The 16,990-nt window shown below is 69.1% G+C and carries 20 protein-coding genes and 1 pseudogene; 5 read left to right on the top strand and 16 right to left on the bottom strand.

The window, feature by feature from the left end; genetic code table 11:
- The 3 genes from A5692_RS13235 to A5692_RS13225 all read right to left on the bottom strand — a co-directional run bounded on the left by A5692_RS13235 (position 1) and on the right by A5692_RS13225 (position 2,883).
- On the bottom strand, positions 1-753 hold the full coding sequence (locus A5692_RS13235) for a YoaK family protein (RefSeq protein WP_068056656.1): 753 nt from the start codon (positions 751-753) through the stop codon (positions 1-3).
- Between the two features lie 150 nt (positions 754-903).
- Positions 904-2,109 carry a DNA polymerase IV gene (gene dinB, locus A5692_RS13230; protein WP_068056654.1) on the bottom strand — a complete coding sequence of 402 codons (1,206 nt, stop codon included), beginning with the start codon at positions 2,107-2,109 and terminating at the stop codon, positions 904-906.
- A 132-nt stretch (positions 2,110-2,241) separates the two neighbouring features.
- Complete coding sequence (locus A5692_RS13225; RefSeq protein WP_068056652.1) at positions 2,242-2,883, bottom strand: TetR/AcrR family transcriptional regulator; 642 nt, start codon at positions 2,881-2,883, stop codon at positions 2,242-2,244.
- A gap of 76 nt (positions 2,884-2,959) precedes the next feature.
- Here A5692_RS13225 and A5692_RS13220 point away from each other — a divergent pair, with 76 nt between their 5' ends.
- The gene (locus A5692_RS13220) at positions 2,960-4,429 is read left to right on the top strand and encodes an NAD(P)/FAD-dependent oxidoreductase (protein WP_068056650.1); all 1,470 of its coding nucleotides are present in this window, start codon (positions 2,960-2,962) and stop codon (positions 4,427-4,429) included.
- On the opposite strand, the gene rraA is transcribed toward A5692_RS13220, so the two are convergent.
- From rraA to A5692_RS29475, 9 genes are all read right to left on the bottom strand, one after another.
- Positions 4,426-4,905, bottom strand: a complete 480-nt coding sequence (rraA, locus tag A5692_RS13215; protein WP_068056648.1) for a ribonuclease E activity regulator RraA — start codon at positions 4,903-4,905, stop codon at positions 4,426-4,428. The two genes, A5692_RS13220 and rraA, sit on opposite strands and share 4 nt — an antisense overlap.
- A gap of 28 nt (positions 4,906-4,933) precedes the next feature.
- Positions 4,934-5,374, bottom strand: coding sequence for a nucleoid-structuring protein H-NS (locus A5692_RS30250; protein ID WP_068056646.1), 441 nt, complete (start codon positions 5,372-5,374; stop codon positions 4,934-4,936).
- Positions 5,375-5,470: 96 nt separating this feature from the next.
- The gene (locus tag A5692_RS13205) at positions 5,471-5,980 is read right to left on the bottom strand and encodes a copper resistance CopC family protein (protein ID WP_068056644.1); all 510 of its coding nucleotides are present in this window, start codon (positions 5,978-5,980) and stop codon (positions 5,471-5,473) included.
- On the bottom strand, positions 5,977-6,660 hold the full coding sequence (locus A5692_RS13200; RefSeq protein WP_197514448.1) for a YcnI family protein: 684 nt from the start codon (positions 6,658-6,660) through the stop codon (positions 5,977-5,979). The genes A5692_RS13205 and A5692_RS13200 overlap by 4 nt, the downstream gene beginning before the upstream one ends.
- Before the next feature lie 7 nt (positions 6,661-6,667).
- Complete coding sequence (locus A5692_RS13195) at positions 6,668-7,324, bottom strand: DUF6474 family protein (protein ID WP_068056642.1); 657 nt, start codon at positions 7,322-7,324, stop codon at positions 6,668-6,670.
- A 136-nt stretch (positions 7,325-7,460) separates the two neighbouring features.
- Entirely contained in the window at positions 7,461-7,859 is a 399-nt protein-coding gene (locus A5692_RS13190) for a helix-turn-helix transcriptional regulator (RefSeq protein WP_068056640.1), read from the bottom strand.
- A 538-nt stretch (positions 7,860-8,397) separates the two neighbouring features.
- Positions 8,398-8,931, bottom strand: a complete 534-nt coding sequence (locus A5692_RS13185) for a peptidase (RefSeq protein WP_067925804.1) — start codon at positions 8,929-8,931, stop codon at positions 8,398-8,400.
- A 194-nt stretch (positions 8,932-9,125) separates the two neighbouring features.
- The gene (locus tag A5692_RS13180; RefSeq protein ID WP_067925807.1) at positions 9,126-9,749 is read right to left on the bottom strand and encodes a superoxide dismutase; all 624 of its coding nucleotides are present in this window, start codon (positions 9,747-9,749) and stop codon (positions 9,126-9,128) included.
- Between the two features lie 159 nt (positions 9,750-9,908).
- On the bottom strand, positions 9,909-10,064 hold the full coding sequence (locus A5692_RS29475) for a hypothetical protein (RefSeq protein WP_197509347.1): 156 nt from the start codon (positions 10,062-10,064) through the stop codon (positions 9,909-9,911).
- A gap of 500 nt (positions 10,065-10,564) precedes the next feature.
- On the opposite strand from A5692_RS29475, the gene A5692_RS13175 reads away from it, so the two are divergent.
- Positions 10,565-11,608, top strand: a complete 1,044-nt coding sequence (locus tag A5692_RS13175) for a DUF4328 domain-containing protein (protein WP_082962660.1) — start codon at positions 10,565-10,567, stop codon at positions 11,606-11,608.
- Complete coding sequence (locus A5692_RS13170; RefSeq protein WP_068056639.1) at positions 11,605-12,429, top strand: glycerophosphodiester phosphodiesterase; 825 nt, start codon at positions 11,605-11,607, stop codon at positions 12,427-12,429. Before A5692_RS13175 ends, A5692_RS13170 begins: the two co-directional genes overlap by 4 nt.
- On the opposite strand, the gene A5692_RS13165 is transcribed toward A5692_RS13170, so the two are convergent.
- Positions 12,426-13,616, bottom strand: a complete 1,191-nt coding sequence (locus A5692_RS13165; protein WP_068056637.1) for an LCP family protein — start codon at positions 13,614-13,616, stop codon at positions 12,426-12,428. The two genes, A5692_RS13170 and A5692_RS13165, sit on opposite strands and share 4 nt — an antisense overlap.
- 46 nt (positions 13,617-13,662) lie before the next feature.
- Entirely contained in the window at positions 13,663-14,466 is an 804-nt protein-coding gene (locus tag A5692_RS13160) for a DUF2470 domain-containing protein (protein ID WP_068056635.1), read from the bottom strand.
- 90 nt (positions 14,467-14,556) lie between these two features.
- Between A5692_RS13160 and pheA the strand changes: the two genes are divergently transcribed.
- Together pheA and A5692_RS13150 are read left to right on the top strand one after the other, a co-directional pair.
- Positions 14,557-15,507, top strand: coding sequence for a prephenate dehydratase (pheA, locus tag A5692_RS13155; RefSeq protein ID WP_068056633.1), 951 nt, complete (start codon positions 14,557-14,559; stop codon positions 15,505-15,507).
- Positions 15,504-16,190, top strand: coding sequence for a histidine phosphatase family protein (locus A5692_RS13150; protein ID WP_068056630.1), 687 nt, complete (start codon positions 15,504-15,506; stop codon positions 16,188-16,190). The genes pheA and A5692_RS13150 overlap by 4 nt, the downstream gene beginning before the upstream one ends.
- Before the next feature lie 7 nt (positions 16,191-16,197).
- Here the strand turns inward: A5692_RS13150 and A5692_RS13145 are convergent, their stop codons facing one another.
- Together A5692_RS13145 and A5692_RS13140 are read right to left on the bottom strand one after the other, a co-directional pair.
- Positions 16,198-16,389: a hypothetical protein gene (locus A5692_RS13145; RefSeq protein ID WP_068056628.1), complete on the bottom strand. Its 192-nt coding sequence runs from the start codon at positions 16,387-16,389 to the stop codon at positions 16,198-16,200.
- Positions 16,386-16,811 (bottom strand): annotated as a pseudogene (locus tag A5692_RS13140) (metallopeptidase family protein). Before A5692_RS13140 ends, A5692_RS13145 begins: the two are co-directional and overlap by 4 nt.
- Positions 16,812-16,990 lie beyond the last annotated feature (179 nt).

The raw sequence follows: 16,990 nt of genomic DNA, 5'->3' as shown, positions 1-16,990 counted from the left end.
TCAGACCTGTACGGTCTCCGCGGCGGCCGAAACCGGTTCGTCTTTGCGGCCCGCACCATGCAGCACGTTGGCGCCGGCGACGGCCGCGCAGGTCGCGGCCGGAATGAGCAACGCGTAACCGCCCAACTCGGCACCAAACACGATCCCGGCCACGCCCCCTCCCAGGAACAACAGGAGCGTCGTCACCAGGATCGCGGCATTCCATTTCTTGATCCCGTGTTGTCGACTGCGACCGAGCATCAGTCCCAGGTCGGTGACCGTCCCGGTGAAGTGGGTGGTGCGGATCGCCATCCCGCGGAAACTCGAGGTCAGCCCGTTCTGGAGACCGAGGGCCGCGGCGGCCAACAGCGCCTGTACCGCGGTTTGCTCGATCCCCAGCGCATTGATCTGCCGCCTGACAAGAGTCTCCTCCACGCCGGCGGCGGCCAGCACCAGCAGGGCTGCCTCGGTGAGCAGCACGAAGGCGTGCCGGCGGCCCACGAAGGCGTCGGTGGGCGCGAGAACCGCCCCGGCTGCCGTCGCGCCCACCAGGAAGCCCAGAAAGATCGCACCGAGCACGTGGCCTTCGTATAGCCACGGGTTGGCGGTGCTCATGCCCAGCTGCGTGGTGATCGCGGTGAGGTTACCGACCGGCAAGGCCAGGATCAGGAGCGCGACCGCGTTGACGAAGCCCGCTGACAACGCCAGTACGGCGCTGTAACCGAGCAGGATGCCTTCGCGGGGCGGGCCGCTTGCGCGGGCGTGCGGCGGCATCGTGTTCAGTTACTCACTTTCGGGGTCGGGTTGTCACCAGCCTAGCTAGCGGGGCGTCGGACGCGCCACGGCCGAAGACCATCTCACATCAACCTCAAATCATTGAAAACATCTGCGGCGTAGGCGAATTCGAAACGAGGCGCAAACGGCTCAGTCGGGTAGGTGCGGCATCTCCAGCCCGGGGTCGCGGCCCACGAGCACCGCGGGCGTCAGCGCGGATTTGCCGTAGCGATCGCGCACCCGGTCGATCGCCGCGTCGATCGCGAGCCGCGCCTCGTCGTCGCCGAAGGGCAGCGTCAGCTGCTGGGCGCCGCTTCGGTCGATGCCCGACACCGCGAAGCCGACCAGCGTGAGCCCGCGCTGGGCGATCAGGGGCTCGGCCGACGCGACCAGCTGGCGCGCGGCGGCCAGGACCGGCTGCGTCGAGGACGTCGCCCACGGCAGCGTCCGCGACCGCGTCGCCCGGCCGAAGTCGTCGAACCGTAGGCGCAGCGTCACCGTGCGCCCGATGCGCCCGGCGGCCCGCATCCGGCCGGTGATGCGGTCGATCAGGCTGACCACCACCGCGTCGATCTCGACGGGTGACATCGTGTTGCCGGCGCGGCCCAGCGCCCGCTGCGCGCCTACCGACCGGCGACGCGCACCGGTGGTCACCCGCCGGCGGTCGATGTTGCGGGACAGGGCGAACAGCTGGCGGCCCATCGCGCGGCCCAGCAGCGACGCCAGCGCCGATTCGCTCAGCTCGGCGACGTCGGCGACCGTCACCAGCCCGTGGGAGTGGAGTTTGTCCGCCGTCTTTGCGCCCACACCCCAGAGCCGCCGCACCGGCAACGGGTGCAGGAAGGCCAGCTCCCGGTCGGGTGACACCAGCAACAGCCCGTCCGGCTTGGCCTCCTGGCTGGCGACTTTGGCGAGGAACTTGGTGCGGGCGACGCCCACGGTGATGGGCAGCCCGACCCGCGCGCGCACGTCGGCACGCAGCCGTGCGGCGATCTGGACCGGTGTCCCCGAAACCCGGCGCAGCCCGCCGACGTCGAGGAACGCCTCGTCCACCGAGAGCGGCTCAACGATCGGTGTGCAGTCGCGGAACACCTCGAACACCGCCTCGCTGGCGCGGCTGTAAGCCCGCATCCGTGGCGGCACCACCACGGCGTGCGGGCACAGCCGTCGCGCCTGGCCGCCGCCCATCGCGGTGCGCACACCGTAGGCCTTCGCCTCGTAGCTGGCGGCGAGCACCACCCCGCCCCCGACGATCACCGGGCGGCCCCGCAACGTCGGGTCGTCGCGCTGTTCGACGGACGCGTAGAAGGAATCCAGGTCCGCGTGCAGGATGGACGCGTCGCACCGCACGAACATATGTTCGCACGGGCGGGTGACGGCGTCCGATGGTGGCGACCCGCTTCGCCCGGCTACGCGGCGCTTGCGATCGCCACTTAGCCGATGGTGGCGACCCGCTTCGCCCGGCTACGCGGCGCTTGCGATCGCCACTTAGCCGGTTTCGCCGTAGATGCTGGTCACCCAGATGTGGGTGAGGGTGTCGACCACCCGGGCCTCGTCGACCGCCGGCGTCTCGGCGGACAGCGCGGCCATCATTGTGCGCTCGTTCATCTGGTTCAGTGAGGTCGCCAGGTCCGCCGCCGGAATCGTTTCCGGAGCGGCGCCGCGAGCGCGTTCTGCGGTGATCATGGCCGCCGTCTGGTCGATCCACTTCTGCATGAACCCCAACCACACGACCCGCAACTCGGAGCTCGTCGCCAGGGCCTCGGTGGCGGCGCGGGCCAGTCGGCGGTGCGAACTGAACGCCGTGAAGAACGCCTTGATGCCGTTACGCCACACGCGGCGGGGATCCTCCGGCAGCCGTTGGACGGCGCCGTCGAATTCGGAGTCGGCGCGCGCGATCACCGGCTCCAACAGGGAGAGCAGCACCGCTTCCTTGGACTTGAAATAGAAGTAGAACGTCGGGCGCGACAGCCCCGCCCCTTTGGCCAGGTCGTCGACGGAGATGTCGGTGAACGAGCGCTGCTCCAGCAGCCGTTCGGCGGTCGCCAGGATCGCCTGCTCACGGTCGTCGCCCGAGGGCCGGATGGCGCGGCGGCCACGCAGGGCACGGGTCTGGCCGGCGGTAGTCACGCCAGTTACTTTACACAGCGTCGAAAGTTTCGACACAGCGTTGACTCCATCGACAGCGCGTTGATAGCGTGGCCGCATGAGTGAGCACCTTGACGTGATCATCGTGGGCGCCGGCATCTCCGGGATCAGCGCGGCGTGGCACCTGCAGGAGCGCTGCCCGACAAAGAGCTACGCAATCCTCGAACGCCGCGACGACCTGGGCGGCACCTGGGACCTGTTCAAATACCCGGGCATCCGGTCGGATTCCGACATGTTCACCCTCGGGTTCCGGTTCAAGCCCTGGCACTCGGCGCAGTCGATCGCCGAGGGCGCCGACATCAAGAACTACATCAGGGAGACCGCGGTCGAGAACAAGATCGACCGGCACATTCGCTACCGCCAGCGCGTCGCCGCCGCCGACTGGTCCGACGCCGAGAACCGCTGGACCCTGACCGTCGAGTCCGATGGCAAACAGCGCGAGCTGACGTGCTCATTCCTGTTCGCCTGCACCGGCTACTACAACTACGACGAGGGATATTCGCCGGCCTTCCCCGGGGCCGAGGACTTCGAGGGCCAGATCGTCCACCCGCAGCACTGGCCGGAGGACCTCGACTACACGGGCAAGAAGGTCATCGTCATCGGCTCCGGAGCAACCGCCATCACGCTTATCCCGGCCCTGGTGAACACGGGCTCCGGCCACGTCACGATGCTGCAGCGCTCGCCGACCTACATCGGCTCGTTGCCCGGCGTCGACCCGTTCGCCGAGCAGGCCAACCGGCTGCTGCCTGGCCGCCTGGCGCACATCGCGAATCGCTGGAAGGCCATCGCGTTCAGCACCTTCCAGTACCAGCTGTCGAGGAAGCGCCCGGCCTACATGCGCAGGACGTTGATGACCATGGCCAAGCGGCGCCTGCCGGAGGGCTACGACGTCGAAAAGCATTTCGGCCCGCGGTATAACGTGTGGGATCAGCGGCTTTGCCTGGCCCCCGACGGTGATTTCTTCCGCACCATCCGGCACGGCAAGGCCGACGTCGTCACCGACACCATCGACCGGTTCACCAAGACGGGGATCAGGCTCACGTCGGGCGAGGAGCTGCAGGCCGACATCATCATCACGGCAACGGGATTGAACATGCAGTTGCTGGGCGGGGTGCGGCCCACCCGAAACGGCGAGCCGATCGAGCTGACATCGTTGATGACCTACAAGGGCCTGATGTTCTCCGGGGTGCCCAACTTCGCGATCACCTTCGGCTACACCAACGCGTCGTGGACGCTGAAGGCCGACCTGGTCTCCGAGTTCGTCTGCCGGCTGCTGAACTACATGGACGACAAGGGATTCGACTTCGTAGAGCCGCAGCATCCCGGCGCCGACGTCGACGAATTGCCGTTCATGGACTTCAACCCCGGCTATTTCCAGCGCTCGATGCACCTGCTGCCGAAGTCGGGGTCGCGCGCGCCGTGGCGGCTCAAGCAGAACTACTTCTTCGACATGCGCACCATCCGGCGCGGCAAGGTTGACGACGAGGGCCTGCGGTTCGCGAAAAAGCGTGCGCCGGTTGCGGTTTAGGGCTTGACGACGACGATGCCGTCGTCGTCGCTGTAGGCGATCTCGCCGGGTATGAAGGTCACGCCGCCCAGCGTGATCTCGACGTCGCGCTCGCCGGCCCCGGTCTTGCTGCTCTTGCGGGGGTTGGTGCCCAGCGCCTTGATGCCGATGTCGAGGCCGCGCAGCGCGGCGGCGTCACGCACCGCGCCGTTGACGATGAGGCCGGCCCAGGCGTTGGAGCGGGCCAGCTCGGCGATGACGTCGCCGACCAGCGCCGAGTGCAGCGAGCCGCCGCCGTCGATCACCAGCACGCCACCCGCACTCGGCTGGGAGAGCACGGATTTCAGCAGCGCGTTGTCTTCGAAGCAGCGCACCGTGCTGATCGGCCCGGCGAATTGGTGGCGGCCGCCGAACTGGCGGAATTGGACGTCGCAACTGCGTACGTCGGGTCCGATGTCGTCGACGAGGTCGGCGGTCGGCTGGAAGGACACGGTCACGTCTGACACGGTAGCGGTACGAGGGCGCTCAGTGGCGCCGCAGCTGCCGGATCAACAGGATCGCCAGCAGGCTGGCGGCCAGGGCAACGATCAACGGCACGGGCGACTGGCTCAGGACCGAGTCGCGAACATCCGGAGATACCGGGTTGTTGGCGGCTTCTACGGTGAATTTCGCTTGTGCCGCAGCGTCTTTGGCGGCCGCGGTGAGGTCGCCGTTGCTGTCGATTCGCTGCTGCACCTCGAGCGGTGGCTCGGCGGCCTTTGCGGGGGGCTGGACGGCCTTGGCGGGTGCCTTCTTCGCGGGCGCCTTCTTGGCCGGCGCCTTTTTGGCGGGCGCCTTTTTCGCAGGAGCTTTCTTGGCGGGAGCTTTCGCGGCCTTCTTGACCGCCTTGGCCGGAGGCTTCTCTTCCGGCGGCGGGGTCGATGTGCCGTCGGGTTCGCTGTTGGGTTGGTCCTGCGGGTCTGCCATGCGGCCGCTCCTTGAGCAATTCTTCAATAGTTCTCTAGCCCACGCGGGTCTTCGAACCCATCATGCCAGCACCAGTGCGGGCGCCTCGGCCGCCGGTCATGGTCGGCGCCGCAGCGCCCACACGGCGCCTCCGGCGACGAGCACCGCCGCCACCACGACGAACGGCCACACCGGGACCGCCGAGTCCCGGCCTCCGGCGTGGGCGCCGCCCGCGGGAGGTCCGGGCGTGCCGGTGCCCGGTGCGGTCAGCCGAAACGACCAGGAGCCGGCGACCACGTGGCCGTCGGCGGAGGTCACCCGGTAATTCACGGTGTAAGTCCCGGCCGGCCCCAGCGGCCGCAGGCCGATGCCGACCACCGCGCCCTGCACCGTGGGGTCGCCGGCGGACCACACGTTGCCGTCGGGCCCGACGACGGTCATGGCCGCGAACGTGGTCTGCAGCTGTTCGTTGAAGGTGGCGCTGACCCGCTCGGGACCGGTCGTGAGGACCGCGTTGTCGGCCGGATCGGTGGAGACGCGAGCGGCGTGCGCCGATGCCGCCGGCGCCGTCAGGGTGGCGATCATCAGCAGGGCGCCGACGCATACGGCGGCCGCCAACCGCCTCATGTCCGTCGGCGGATCAGCGCAATGCAGACTCCCAGCGCGGCAAGAACCAGGGCCGCGCCGCCCAACAGTCGCGCGGTGTTGTCCGCGGATCTGGGCTGCGGCGGCGCGGTCGCCTGCCCGGCCGGCTGGCCGGCGGCCGGATGGTGGTCGTGCGACGCCACGGGTCCGGCGGCCAGCGCCAGCGTAGGTGCCGGGTATTCGGGTTCGCCGCCGCCGGGCTGCGGCGGCTGGTCCCACTTCACGACCGTGCCGTCCGAATAGGTCTGCGTGGCCGGAAAGCTGATGGTCTCGGTGTCGGGCAGCTTCACCGAGAGCCGGAACAGCGCGAATTGATCGGCCCCGATCCCGCCGCCCGGTGCGGCCGTCCAGGCCACGGAGTGCACGGCGCCCGATGCCGCGTCGCGGTCGAGCTTGGTCGTCCACCCCGGCATGCTCTCGGCCCGCGCCGAGGCCACGTTGGGCAGGGCGACACTCAGCGCGGTGGTTAGTGCGCCCGTGTTGGATTCGTTGGGCACCTGAAAGGTGACGACTGCCATGGCGCCGCGCACCGCGTCGTCACTGCTGGCATGGACGTGTGCCCAGGCCGCCGGCAGGTGCGCCGCCGAGGCCAGGTAGAGGGCGACGGCGGCGGCCACCGCGATCGGGAAGCGGGCCATCGTCGAGGGTTTGCGCCGGTGCATGCGTGCGTCAGCTCAGCCCGAGCCGGGCCATCAGGTCCGCCTCGATGCCGTCGAGCTGCGACGAGATCGCGGCGTGGGCCGCCCGGCGTCGCGCGGCCGGCATGTTCTCCGCGGCGGTGACAGCCGCCGACAGATCGGTGAGCCGCTCGGTGATGGCCGCTACGAACTGTTTGGTTTCGGCGTCCTTGGGCTTCTTGTCCTGCACGGCCCGCAGCGACTTCTCCGCTCCGGCGATCCGGGCCGACAGCTGCGCGCCGTGGCCGGAGAACTGCCCGATCTGGGCCAGCGGGATCCCGAGTCGGTCCGCGCGGCGCTGATCGATCAGCGCACGCGCCGAGACCGCGCCGCGATAGATGACCGGCGTGAGGACCGGCGCAAGCAACCGGGACACGGTCAGCGCCCGCCTGATGCGCGTCGGCGAAAAGATCTTGCCCTCCCGCGCCGCTTTGAGTTCGGTCTCGGCGACCTTCAACGCGGTCCGGTCGCTGTCCCGTTGGGCTTTGATCTGCGCCCTGAGGGCCTTCGCCTCCGCACGGTGGGCCGCCTTGTAACGGCGGGTCTCGTTCTTGGCGGCGAGCTTGGCCTCCAGCTTCGCGCGGGCCTTGATCGCACGGGCTTCGGCGCGACGCGTCGCGCGACTCTTTCGCTTGCGGAACAGGCCCATACCCGGCCGCCTCCCCAGTCTCTCGTGGACTATCGCTTTCGCGCGTGCGCGATCCGTGAGCCAACCCTAATCGGGATGGGCGGGCGGGAGCCCTCCAGGTCGGGGCCGGACGGGCGAGTGCGGGCGCGGGCTCGCGCTATGCGTCCAAGTGCTCCGCGCGGCGCAGCTCGTTGACCCGCTGCATGACCTCGTGCTGGGCCTCGGGGGACAACTCGGATGCGCGCAGCGCAATGCGGCGCACCCCGTCGTCGCGGATCGTGGCCAGGAACGACAGCTCCGTGTCGAGCTTCTCGTAGTACTCGTCGTCGGTGAAGTAGGCCGGCTTGATGCGGAAGAAGTTGGCCAACGCGGCCATGGTCGCCGCCGACGGGTTGGTGCGGTTTCCCGACCGCAACTGCGAGAGGTAGGGAGCCGACATCGTGACGCCCTCAGCCTTGAGCGCCGCGATCACTTCCGCGGAGGTGTGCGGCCCGCGTCCGGGCGGATACACCGTGTCGAACAGGCGGTTCAGGCGAGCAGCGAACGTCGTGCTCATTGGATATGACCTCCACTTGGCTGTAGAAGTGAACTATTACCTAGGTGTATTTGCTGATCATGGTAGCGAGGGTTGGTAGACCTCACCAGGTGCAAACCCCCAGGTATTCGGGCCGGGCGTAGCTGTAGCTTGCCGATGCCACACTTGACGAGCGTCTAACTGATTCGCTGAGGTGTCCACTAAATCAGCGAAACTCACAGGTTATACGCAGAATTCGGCCTTCGGCCCGAGGTGGCGGGGCGGCGGCTCCGCGCCCGGTGAAGTGTAAGATGCGGACGTGCTGGGCGGGCGCACCGCAACGGGGCAGCAATTTATGATTGCTTAACGCCTTATTTGCTGCCGGGTCCGTGCCTCGCGCGGAAATCGGCGCGCGTGGCCGGGTCGGGGATGTGGATCGGCGTTCGTCAGGCGGTATCAGCGGCCGACCGGGCCGGACCACGGGCGTGGCGTGCGCGAACTGGCCGACCGTGACAGCGACCCCTTCAGCCCGACCGGGCCGGGCGTGCCCGGGGTGGTGTGCGGGCACCGGGTCGAACGGTTAAGCCGCAAGCAGCATCGCCAGAATCGCGGTGTCCGGGTGGGAGATGGGGTCCACACCGACTCGGCTCACCATGGATGTGATGGTTCCATCGGCCTCGGCCTCCACCCAGGCCGCCCGATGCTCGAGTCCCAGATATGGCAACCCGGGGAGCAGGACGCATCCCGACGCCGCACCGCTGCACTCCGGCAGGGAAGGTGTGGTCTCTGAAGGGGGATGCAACATCAGCAACGCCGGGGGCTGGTGATCGGCGAAATAGCCTGGCTGGATTGCCGATTCACCGAAGACGGTGCCCTCGGCGAGGACCAGGCCGACGGTGCCCGGCTCGGGGGCGTCGGGTAACTCCTCCCGGGCGCCGAACACCGTTGTCGTCGAGAGCAATCCGGGCAACGACGCCACCCTGACCGCGACCATGAGCAACTGGGCCCACTCTTTGGTCGAATCGGGCCAACGCCCGGAGATCACAAACCCTTTCAGGGCACCACGAGCATGGAAAGGGGAAACCCCTATCGGGCGGTCAGACCCAGTCTCCATTTCGACCTCCGCGCGACGCCTCCGTCCGATTAACCACACTGGTAACTCGAATGATTAAGCATGCCTGCGGGTTCGGCACCGTGCAACCCGACACGGCCAGTGGCGCACATGTTCTCGGAATGCCCGATTTCCGGCCGGACAAACGACAGGGGCGCCGCGCATGCCGCGCGACGCCCCTGCCGATCGAGGTGGACTCAGCCGAAGATCAACCCGCCGGTTTTCGACGTGGCGGCCGCGTACCGCTTCTGTACGTCGGCCCAGTTGACGACGTTCCAGAAAGCCTTGACGTAGTCCGCCTTGACGTTCTTGTACTGCAGGTAGAAGGCGTGCTCCCACATGTCGACCTGCAGCAGCGGAATGATGCCGAGCGGGACATTGGCCTGCTGGTCATACAGCTGGAAGGTGAGCAGTCGGTCGCCGAGCGTGTCATAGCCCAGCACCGCCCAGCCCGACCCCTGAAGGCCGTTGGCGGCCGCGCTGAATTGGGCGCGGAACTTGTCGAACGACCCGAACTGGTCGTCGATCGCGGCGGCCAGGTCGCCGGTGGGCTTGTCGCCGCCGTCCGGCGACAGGTTCTTCCACCAGATCGAGTGGTTGACGTGGCCGCCGAGATGAAACGCGAGGTTCTTTTCATTCAGGAAGATCGCGGCGTGGTCGTCGTTGGCGCGCGCCTCTTCGAGTTTGGCAACGGCGTCGTTCACGCCCTTGACGTACGTGGCGTGGTGCTTAGTGTGATGGATCTCGTTGATCTGACCCGAGATGTGCGGTTCCAACGCTGCATAGTCCCAGTCCAAATCGGGCAGGGTGTATTCAGCCACGGCGTTCCTTTCTTCGATTGTCTACTTACGCTCATTCGGCGGGCCTGCCACGCGGCGGCCAGCCGTAGACAACCCTGCTCCATGACTGCACGGACCGCAAGAATGGCTATGAGCCCCGAAGGCGGATACCCGCTCGGGGGCGAATCAAGACACTTGGGATCAAGACAAAACGATGAGGGCGAGGACCGCCAGCAACGCGAGGGCGATCAGCCCGGCACGCAAGGCGGCGACGCTGTAGCTGTGGTTCCACGCGGGCGAGCCGGAGTACGACCTCGAGGGGGCCGGTGAACCCGGACCGAACGAATGCGTGGCCATCAATCGCCTTTCACCCGCTCCTCACCCCGCGACAGTGAGGTGAGTCACAAACAATTTTTCGCGAACGCGATCATAGCGCCTCAGGGCGGGCTTGGAAAACGACGCACTGAACTGCGGGTTGGCGCAGGAGATCCGCCGCAGAATGTGACCGGCGGTCACTCCCGCTGCACTTCGGATGCTTAGCAAGGCAACCCATTTCGCTCAACGGCTGTGGCGGGCTGTCCATGGCAAGGCTAAAGACCGCGGTGTTATCCACATGTCGAACCACGGCTAGCCGGTAGTGCTGTAGTAACGCTGCCCTTACCCACCATCAGTATGTGGATAAACCTGTGGAAACTGTGGATAGTCACGGGCGTTGCATAGATAGCCGACTGGGGGTCCGGCTCGGGCATGCCCGCCGCGTCCCGCGGCGCGCATCGTCGCGAGGCGGCGCTGGATTGCCCCGCTCCTCAGCCCGCCGCGTCCCGCGGCGCGCATCGTCGCGAGGCTAGGCTAGTCCGGTGATCCAGGTGTGCTCCCAATGCGGCACGCGGTGGAACGTGCGCGAGCGGCAACGCGAATGGTGTCCCCGCTGTCGGGGAGCGCTGATGGCGCCGTTGGCGGACGCGCCGGCGCCCGACCCGCGGTGGGGCACAACCAACGCCGCGCCGGCGAGCCGGCCGTCCGGGCCGCCGAAATGGCAGCGCACTCCGCCGCGGCTACCGCCGGGCTTCCGCTGGATAGCGGTGCGTCCGGGCGCCGCTCCGCCCACCAGACGCGGGCGGCGTCCGCTGGGCCCCACTCCGCGTTATGCCGTGATGCCGCGCTGGGGCCTGGCCGACCGCATCGAGCCAACGCCGGCGGCCGCCCAAACGGCCGCGCACGCGCCGTCGGCGCCGATGATCCGCACCACGCTGTTCGTCAGCGTGCTCACCCTCGGGATCGCGGCCCTGGTCTACGCGGTGCGATACGTGCTGTTGATCATCAACCGGAACACCTTGTTGAACTCCTGGGTCGCCGCCGGGGCGGACTGGCTCGGCATCCTGGCCAGCGTCGCCGCGATCGCGGCGGTGTTCATTTCCGGCGTGATGCTGATCCGCTGGCTGATCGCCCGCCGCGCCGCCGTGTTCGCGTATCACGGTCTGCCCGAGCCGCGGTCCACCCGAACGCTGTGGGCGGGGTGCGTCGTGCCGCTCGCCAATCTGTTGTGGGCGCCGGTCTACGTCATCGAGCTGGCGATCCTGGAGGAGCACTACGGCCGGATACGTCGGCCCATCGTCCAGTGGTGGATCGCGTGGGTCGCCAGCTACCTGGTCTCCGGCTTCGCCATGGCGACCAGCTTCGCCAGGGATGCCCAGGGCATCGCCAACAACACGATGACGATGGTTTTCGCTTACCTGCTCGCCGCGCTCACGGTGGCCGCGGCCGCCCGGGTCTTCGAGGGCTTCGAGCGCAAACCGGTAGAGCGGCCCGCGCACCGCTGGGTTGTGGTATCCGACAACCCGGCGCCGACATCGCGCCCGGTTGAGCTGGAGGGGCAGGAAGCGGCAGCATTAGGCGTATGACGTGGGCCGAGGAGGTGCTCGCCGGGCACCCCTTTGTGGTAGCCCACCGCGGCGCGTCGGCGGCTCGGCCCGAACACACGCTGGCCGCCTACGACCTCGCCCTCAAGCAGGGCGCCGACGGCGTGGAATGCGACGTGCGCCTGACTCGCGACGGCCACCTGGTGTGCGTCCATGATCGCCGGCTGGACCGGACGTCGACCGGGGCCGGCTTGGTCAGCACGATGACTCTTGCTGAGCTGCGCGAGCTCGAGTACGGGGCATGGCACGACAGCTGGCGCGAAGACGGCACCCACGGTGACACCAGCCTGCTGACGCTGGACGCCCTGGTCTCACTCGTTCTGGACTGGCGGCGGCCGGTCAAGCTGTTCATCGAGACCAAGCACCCGGTCCGCTACGGCTCGCTGGTGGAAACGAAGCTGCTGGCGCTGCTGCACCGGTTCGGCATCGCCGCTCCTCCCTCCGCGGACCGGTCCCGCGCGGTGGTGATGTCGTTCTCGGCGGCCGCGGTCTGGCGGATCCGGCGGGCCGCTCCGCTGCTGCCGACCGTGCTGCTCGGTAGGACCGCGCGCTACTTGACCAGCGGCGCGGCCACCGCCGTCGGCGCCACGGCGGTCGGGCCGTCGCTGGCGACGTTGAAGGAATATCCCCAGCTCGCGGACCGCGCGATCGCCCAGGGCCGTGCCGTGTACTGCTGGAATGTCGACGAGTACGACGATCTCGACTTCTGCCGTGACGTCGGGGTGGCGTGGCTTGCCACCCACCACCCGGGCCGGACGAAGGCGTATCTGCAGAATGGCCGCGTCGGCGAGGGCCGCGACTAGTCCGGCGGAGCCGTCGGCGCGGGCGCGTCGGAGGCCAGCGCCTCGAACAACCGGCTGGCCTCGTCGTGGTTCCACACCACCACCGATCCGGCGTCGCTGTTGGTGAACTCCGCGATCGGGACGGTCATGGTGGTGGGGGAGCCGTGCAGTCCCCAGCCGAGGCGAGCCAGGTCCCAGACATGGTCGCCGCGGTCTACGGTCAGCGCGTCGGCGACCGCGCGCGGCACCGAGTACCAGCGCCACGGGTTCAGCCACACCGCGGGGCTGCCGGCTGCGCGCAGCAGCGCCGCGACGAATTGCTGCTGGTTGACCATCCGGTCCAGGTCGGCCCGCGGGGTGTCGCGTGTCCTGACGTACCCGAGGGCGTTGCGGCCGTTGAGCTTCTGGCAGCCGGCGGGCAGGTTGATCCCCGCGAGCGGGTCGTCGAGTGGAGCCGTCGGACATACCGTCACCCCGCCCAGGGCGTCGACCACGCCGGCGAACCCGCCGAATCCGATCTCGGCGTAGTGGTCGAGGCGCAACCCCGTGGCCTGCTCCACCGTCTGAACCAGCAAGCCGGCCCCGCCCATCGCGAAGGCGGCGTTGATTTTGTCCTTGCCGTGGCCGGGAATGGGGACGTAGGAGTCCCGCGGTATCGACACCATCGTCACCCGCCCGCCGGACCACAGCTCGGGCAGGTGCACCAGCAGGATGGTGTCCGTCCGGCTGCTGCCGATGTCACCGCCGGTGGCCAGGTTCTCCTGCTGCTCGGGGCTGAGCCCTTGGCGGCTGTCGGAGCCGACCAGCAACCAGTTCGTCCCCCGCCCTGGTCCGGGGCGTCCCGGATAGTCGGTGAGAATGTCGTCGCGGTGGAGCCTGCTGTCGAACCACACGGCCCCGCATACCGCACCTATGCCGACCAGCAGGACGCCGATCACCAGGGCCGAAGCGACCGCCCGTGTCCAGCGGCGCCAGCCGCGCCTGCGACGTGGCCCCGGCGCGGCGGGCCGGGGCGGCGGGCCGGGTGGTTGTCGGGTGCGCGGCGCCGGTGGGACGGCGCGAGGCGGCGGGGGTGCTGGAGGTGGCGGCGTGGGCCGACGCAGCGGCGTGGTCTGTTCGGCCGGTGTCGGGGGGTGGACCCGGCGGCGAATCACCGGCGACGGCTCGGTACGCGGGTCGGGCCGCTGCGCTGGTCGATCGCCGTTCACCCGGTTAACCTACGCGGCCGGGGCGGCCCGACACGACCGGCTTCGGCTACCGGCGGGCGTGCAGGCCGTTGATGAACGGACACCCCATCAGTACCCGGATGGCCTGGCTCAGTCCGGTCATGTCGTCCACCGGCTTGTGGAAGGGCAGCCGGACGTCGTGGTCGCGGTCCTTGCCTTCGACGCGGAATCGCACGCCGTAGCGGTCGAGCCCGAGGGGGCGGACCTGCCCGCGGCGCAACGGCGCCGGGAGCCGGGACACCAGCCGCGCAACCACGTCGCTGTGTGCGGTGTCCAAATGCCACAACAGGTTCGACTCGATCTCACAGAACGGGTCGGGCCGTGCCGCGAGGAGATCCTCGACGCTGACGGGCTCGGCGCCGGTGGAGTCGGTGACGACGACGGACGCGACCTCCAGCCGGATCAAAGTGTACCGGGGCTCCTGCCCGTGCGACGGCGCGCACCGCGGGGTGTCGACCTGAAGCAACGCCGGGTGTGGCCACTCGGCGGCGATCAGGTCGACCGTCTCGGCGACCTCTTCCGGGTGGAAATCGTGCAGGCGCCCGCGCACCCACACCAGTGAGCGCACCGGCTCCCGCAGCGGCAGCGGCGCGTAGTCGGTCAACTCGAGGAGCGCCTGCGATCCCGCGACGCCGCGTTCCGGGTGGCCGTCGGGCTCACTCGGAAGCGCCAGCGCGAACGACCCGTCGGGCAGGAGGTGATGGATGGGCGTCACGACCGGGTCCTGGCGCGGATGCGTGGTTTCCAGCGCCAGGAGCGCGCCGCCGGCGCGCACGCACGCGCTGCGGATACGTTCGGCCGTCGTCGGGGCGGGGCACGTCAGCGGTAACACCGGTCTCCTTAAATTAGGTAAGCCTAAGTTAACTTAACCCGGGGGATGCCGCAAGAGCCGTTTGGTGATGGTCGCCGCTAGGGTTGGGGCGTGGTCCGCATCGCTTATCTCGGTCCGGAAGGGACCTTCACCGAGGCGGCGCTGTTGCAGATCACGGCCGCCGGCCTGATTCCCGGCCAGGCGCCCGGCGAGGTCCGGCGCCTGCCGATCGACAGCACCGCCGCGGCGCTGGACACGGTCCGGGAGGGCGGTGCCGAATACGCCTGCGTGCCCATCGAGAACTCGATCGACGGCTCGGTGACCCCCACACTCGACAGCCTGGCCATCGGCTCGCCCCTGCAGGTATTCGCCGAGACCACGCTGGACGTCGCATTCACGATCGTTGTCCAGCCGGGTCGCACCGCCGCCGATGTGCGCACGCTGGCGGCGTTTCCCGTGGCGGCTGCGCAGGTGCGGCATTGGGTCGCCACGCACCTGCCCGACGCCGAGCTGCGGCCCGCGTACTCCAACGCCGACGCGGCTCGTCAGGTGGCCGAAGGGCAGGCCGACGCCGCGGTGACGTCGCCGCTGGCCGCCACCCATTGGGGGCTGGCCGCGCTGGCCGAAGGCGTGGTCGATGAAGCCAACGCGTGCACCCGCTTCCTTTTGGTCGGCCTACCGGGGCCGCCGCCGGCCCGCACCGGCGCCGACCGGACGTCGGTGGTGCTGCGCATCGACAATGCGCCCGGTGCGCTGCTGGGCGCGCTGACCGAATTCGGGATCCGTGGCATCGACCTGACCCGGATCGAATCCCGCCCGACCCGGACGGCGCTGGGAACCTACGTGTTCTTCGCCGACTGTGTGGGCCACATCGACGACGACGCGGTGGGCGAGGCACTCAAAGCGCTGCACCGGCGTTGTGCAGATGTGCGATACCTGGGATCTTGGCCGACGGGCTCGCCCGCGGGTGTGCTGCCGCCGCCCGCCGACGAGGCGGCTCGCTGGCTGGCGCGGCTCCGAGAGGGCAAACCGGAAACCACTGCCGGGGGGATCGAGCTATGACCGGCCGGCTGGTGCTGCTGCGACACGGCCAGTCCTACGGCAACGTCGAGCGCAGGCTGGATACCCGTCCCCCCGGGGCCGAGCTGACGCCGCTGGGCCGCGACCAGGCCCGTGCCTTCGCCCGCGGGGCGGTACGCCCGTCGCTGCTGGCTCACTCGGTGGCGATCCGCGCGTCGCAGACCGCGGGGGTCATCGGCGGCGAACTGCAGATGGCCGCCACCGAGGTCGCCGGGATTCACGAGGTCCAGGTCGGCGGGCTGGAGAACCGCAGCGACGACGACGCGATCGCGGAATTCAACGCGATCTACGAACGGTGGCACCACGGTGACCTCGGCGTCCCGCTGCCCGGCGGGGAAACCGGCAACGACGTCCTGCACCGCTACGTGCCGGTGCTGACCGACCTGCGGCTGCGCTACCTCGACGACCATGACTGGACCGGCGACATCGTCGTCGTCAGCCATGGCGCCGCCATCCGGCTGGCCGCCGCGGTGCTGGCCGGGGTGGACGCTGGCTTCGCGTTGGACAACCACCTGGACAACGCCGAATCGGTGGTGTTGGCTCCCATCACCGACGGGCGCTGGAGCTGCGTGCGGTGGGGCAGCCTGACGCCCCCGTTCTACCCCGAGGCCGAGGCGACCCCCGTTGCGGACGCGGTGCATTCGAGCACCGACCCGATGGGCTGACGGTCGGTCAAACGGCCAGCGCGACGGATTCGAAGCAGTCGCAGCCGACCGCGTCGCAGTCGACGACGAACGCGTGCGGCAACAGCTCGGGGCTGAAGCAGTCCGGCTCCGTGCATTCCGAGCGGCGCAGGGCGTGGCGAATGATGGTGCCGTGACAGTGATCTAGACCCGCCCGGCAGTCGCGGCAGTCAGCACTCATGAGCCGTTCATAGCACCGGGCGCGGACAAATCCGGGATGCCGCGCCCGGGAACTCGGCGCGGCTTACGTTGTCAGGCCCAACCCAGCTCTTCCAGCCGGTCGTCGTCGATGCCGAAGTGGTGCGCGATCTCGTGGATCACGGTGATCGCCACCTCTTCGACGACCTCGTCTTCTGATTCGCAGACGTCCAGCAGCGCCTCGCGGTAGATGGTGATCGCGTCGGGCAGCGACCCGGCGTAGTCGGAGTCACGCTCGGTCAGGGCGACCCCTTCGTACAGCCCGAGCAGCTCGCCGTCCTCGGGGTGGCGGTCGTCGACCAGAACGACGACGTTGTCCATCGCCGCCGCCAGTTCGGGTGGGATCAGGTCGAGCGCGTCGGAAACCAGTTCGTCGAACCGCTGCGGGTCCATCCGCGCGGGCACTCGGTCAACCCCCGGGTGCCGGCCCGGGGGGCGGTGCCTCCCCGGCCGGAGGCGCTCCGGCGTCCGGGGGAGGAGGAGGCGCCTGGGGCGGCGCCCCGGCATCGGCGGGGGCCGGCACCCGGGGGTTGACCGAGTGCCCGCGCGGATGGACCCGCCGCGGTTCGACGAACTGGTTTCCG

The sequence above is a fragment of the Mycobacterium sp. E342 genome (assembly GCF_001667665.1).
GTDB lineage: Bacteria > Actinomycetota > Actinomycetes > Mycobacteriales > Mycobacteriaceae > Mycobacterium.
This window is presented reverse-complemented; position numbering and strand designations above follow the sequence as displayed.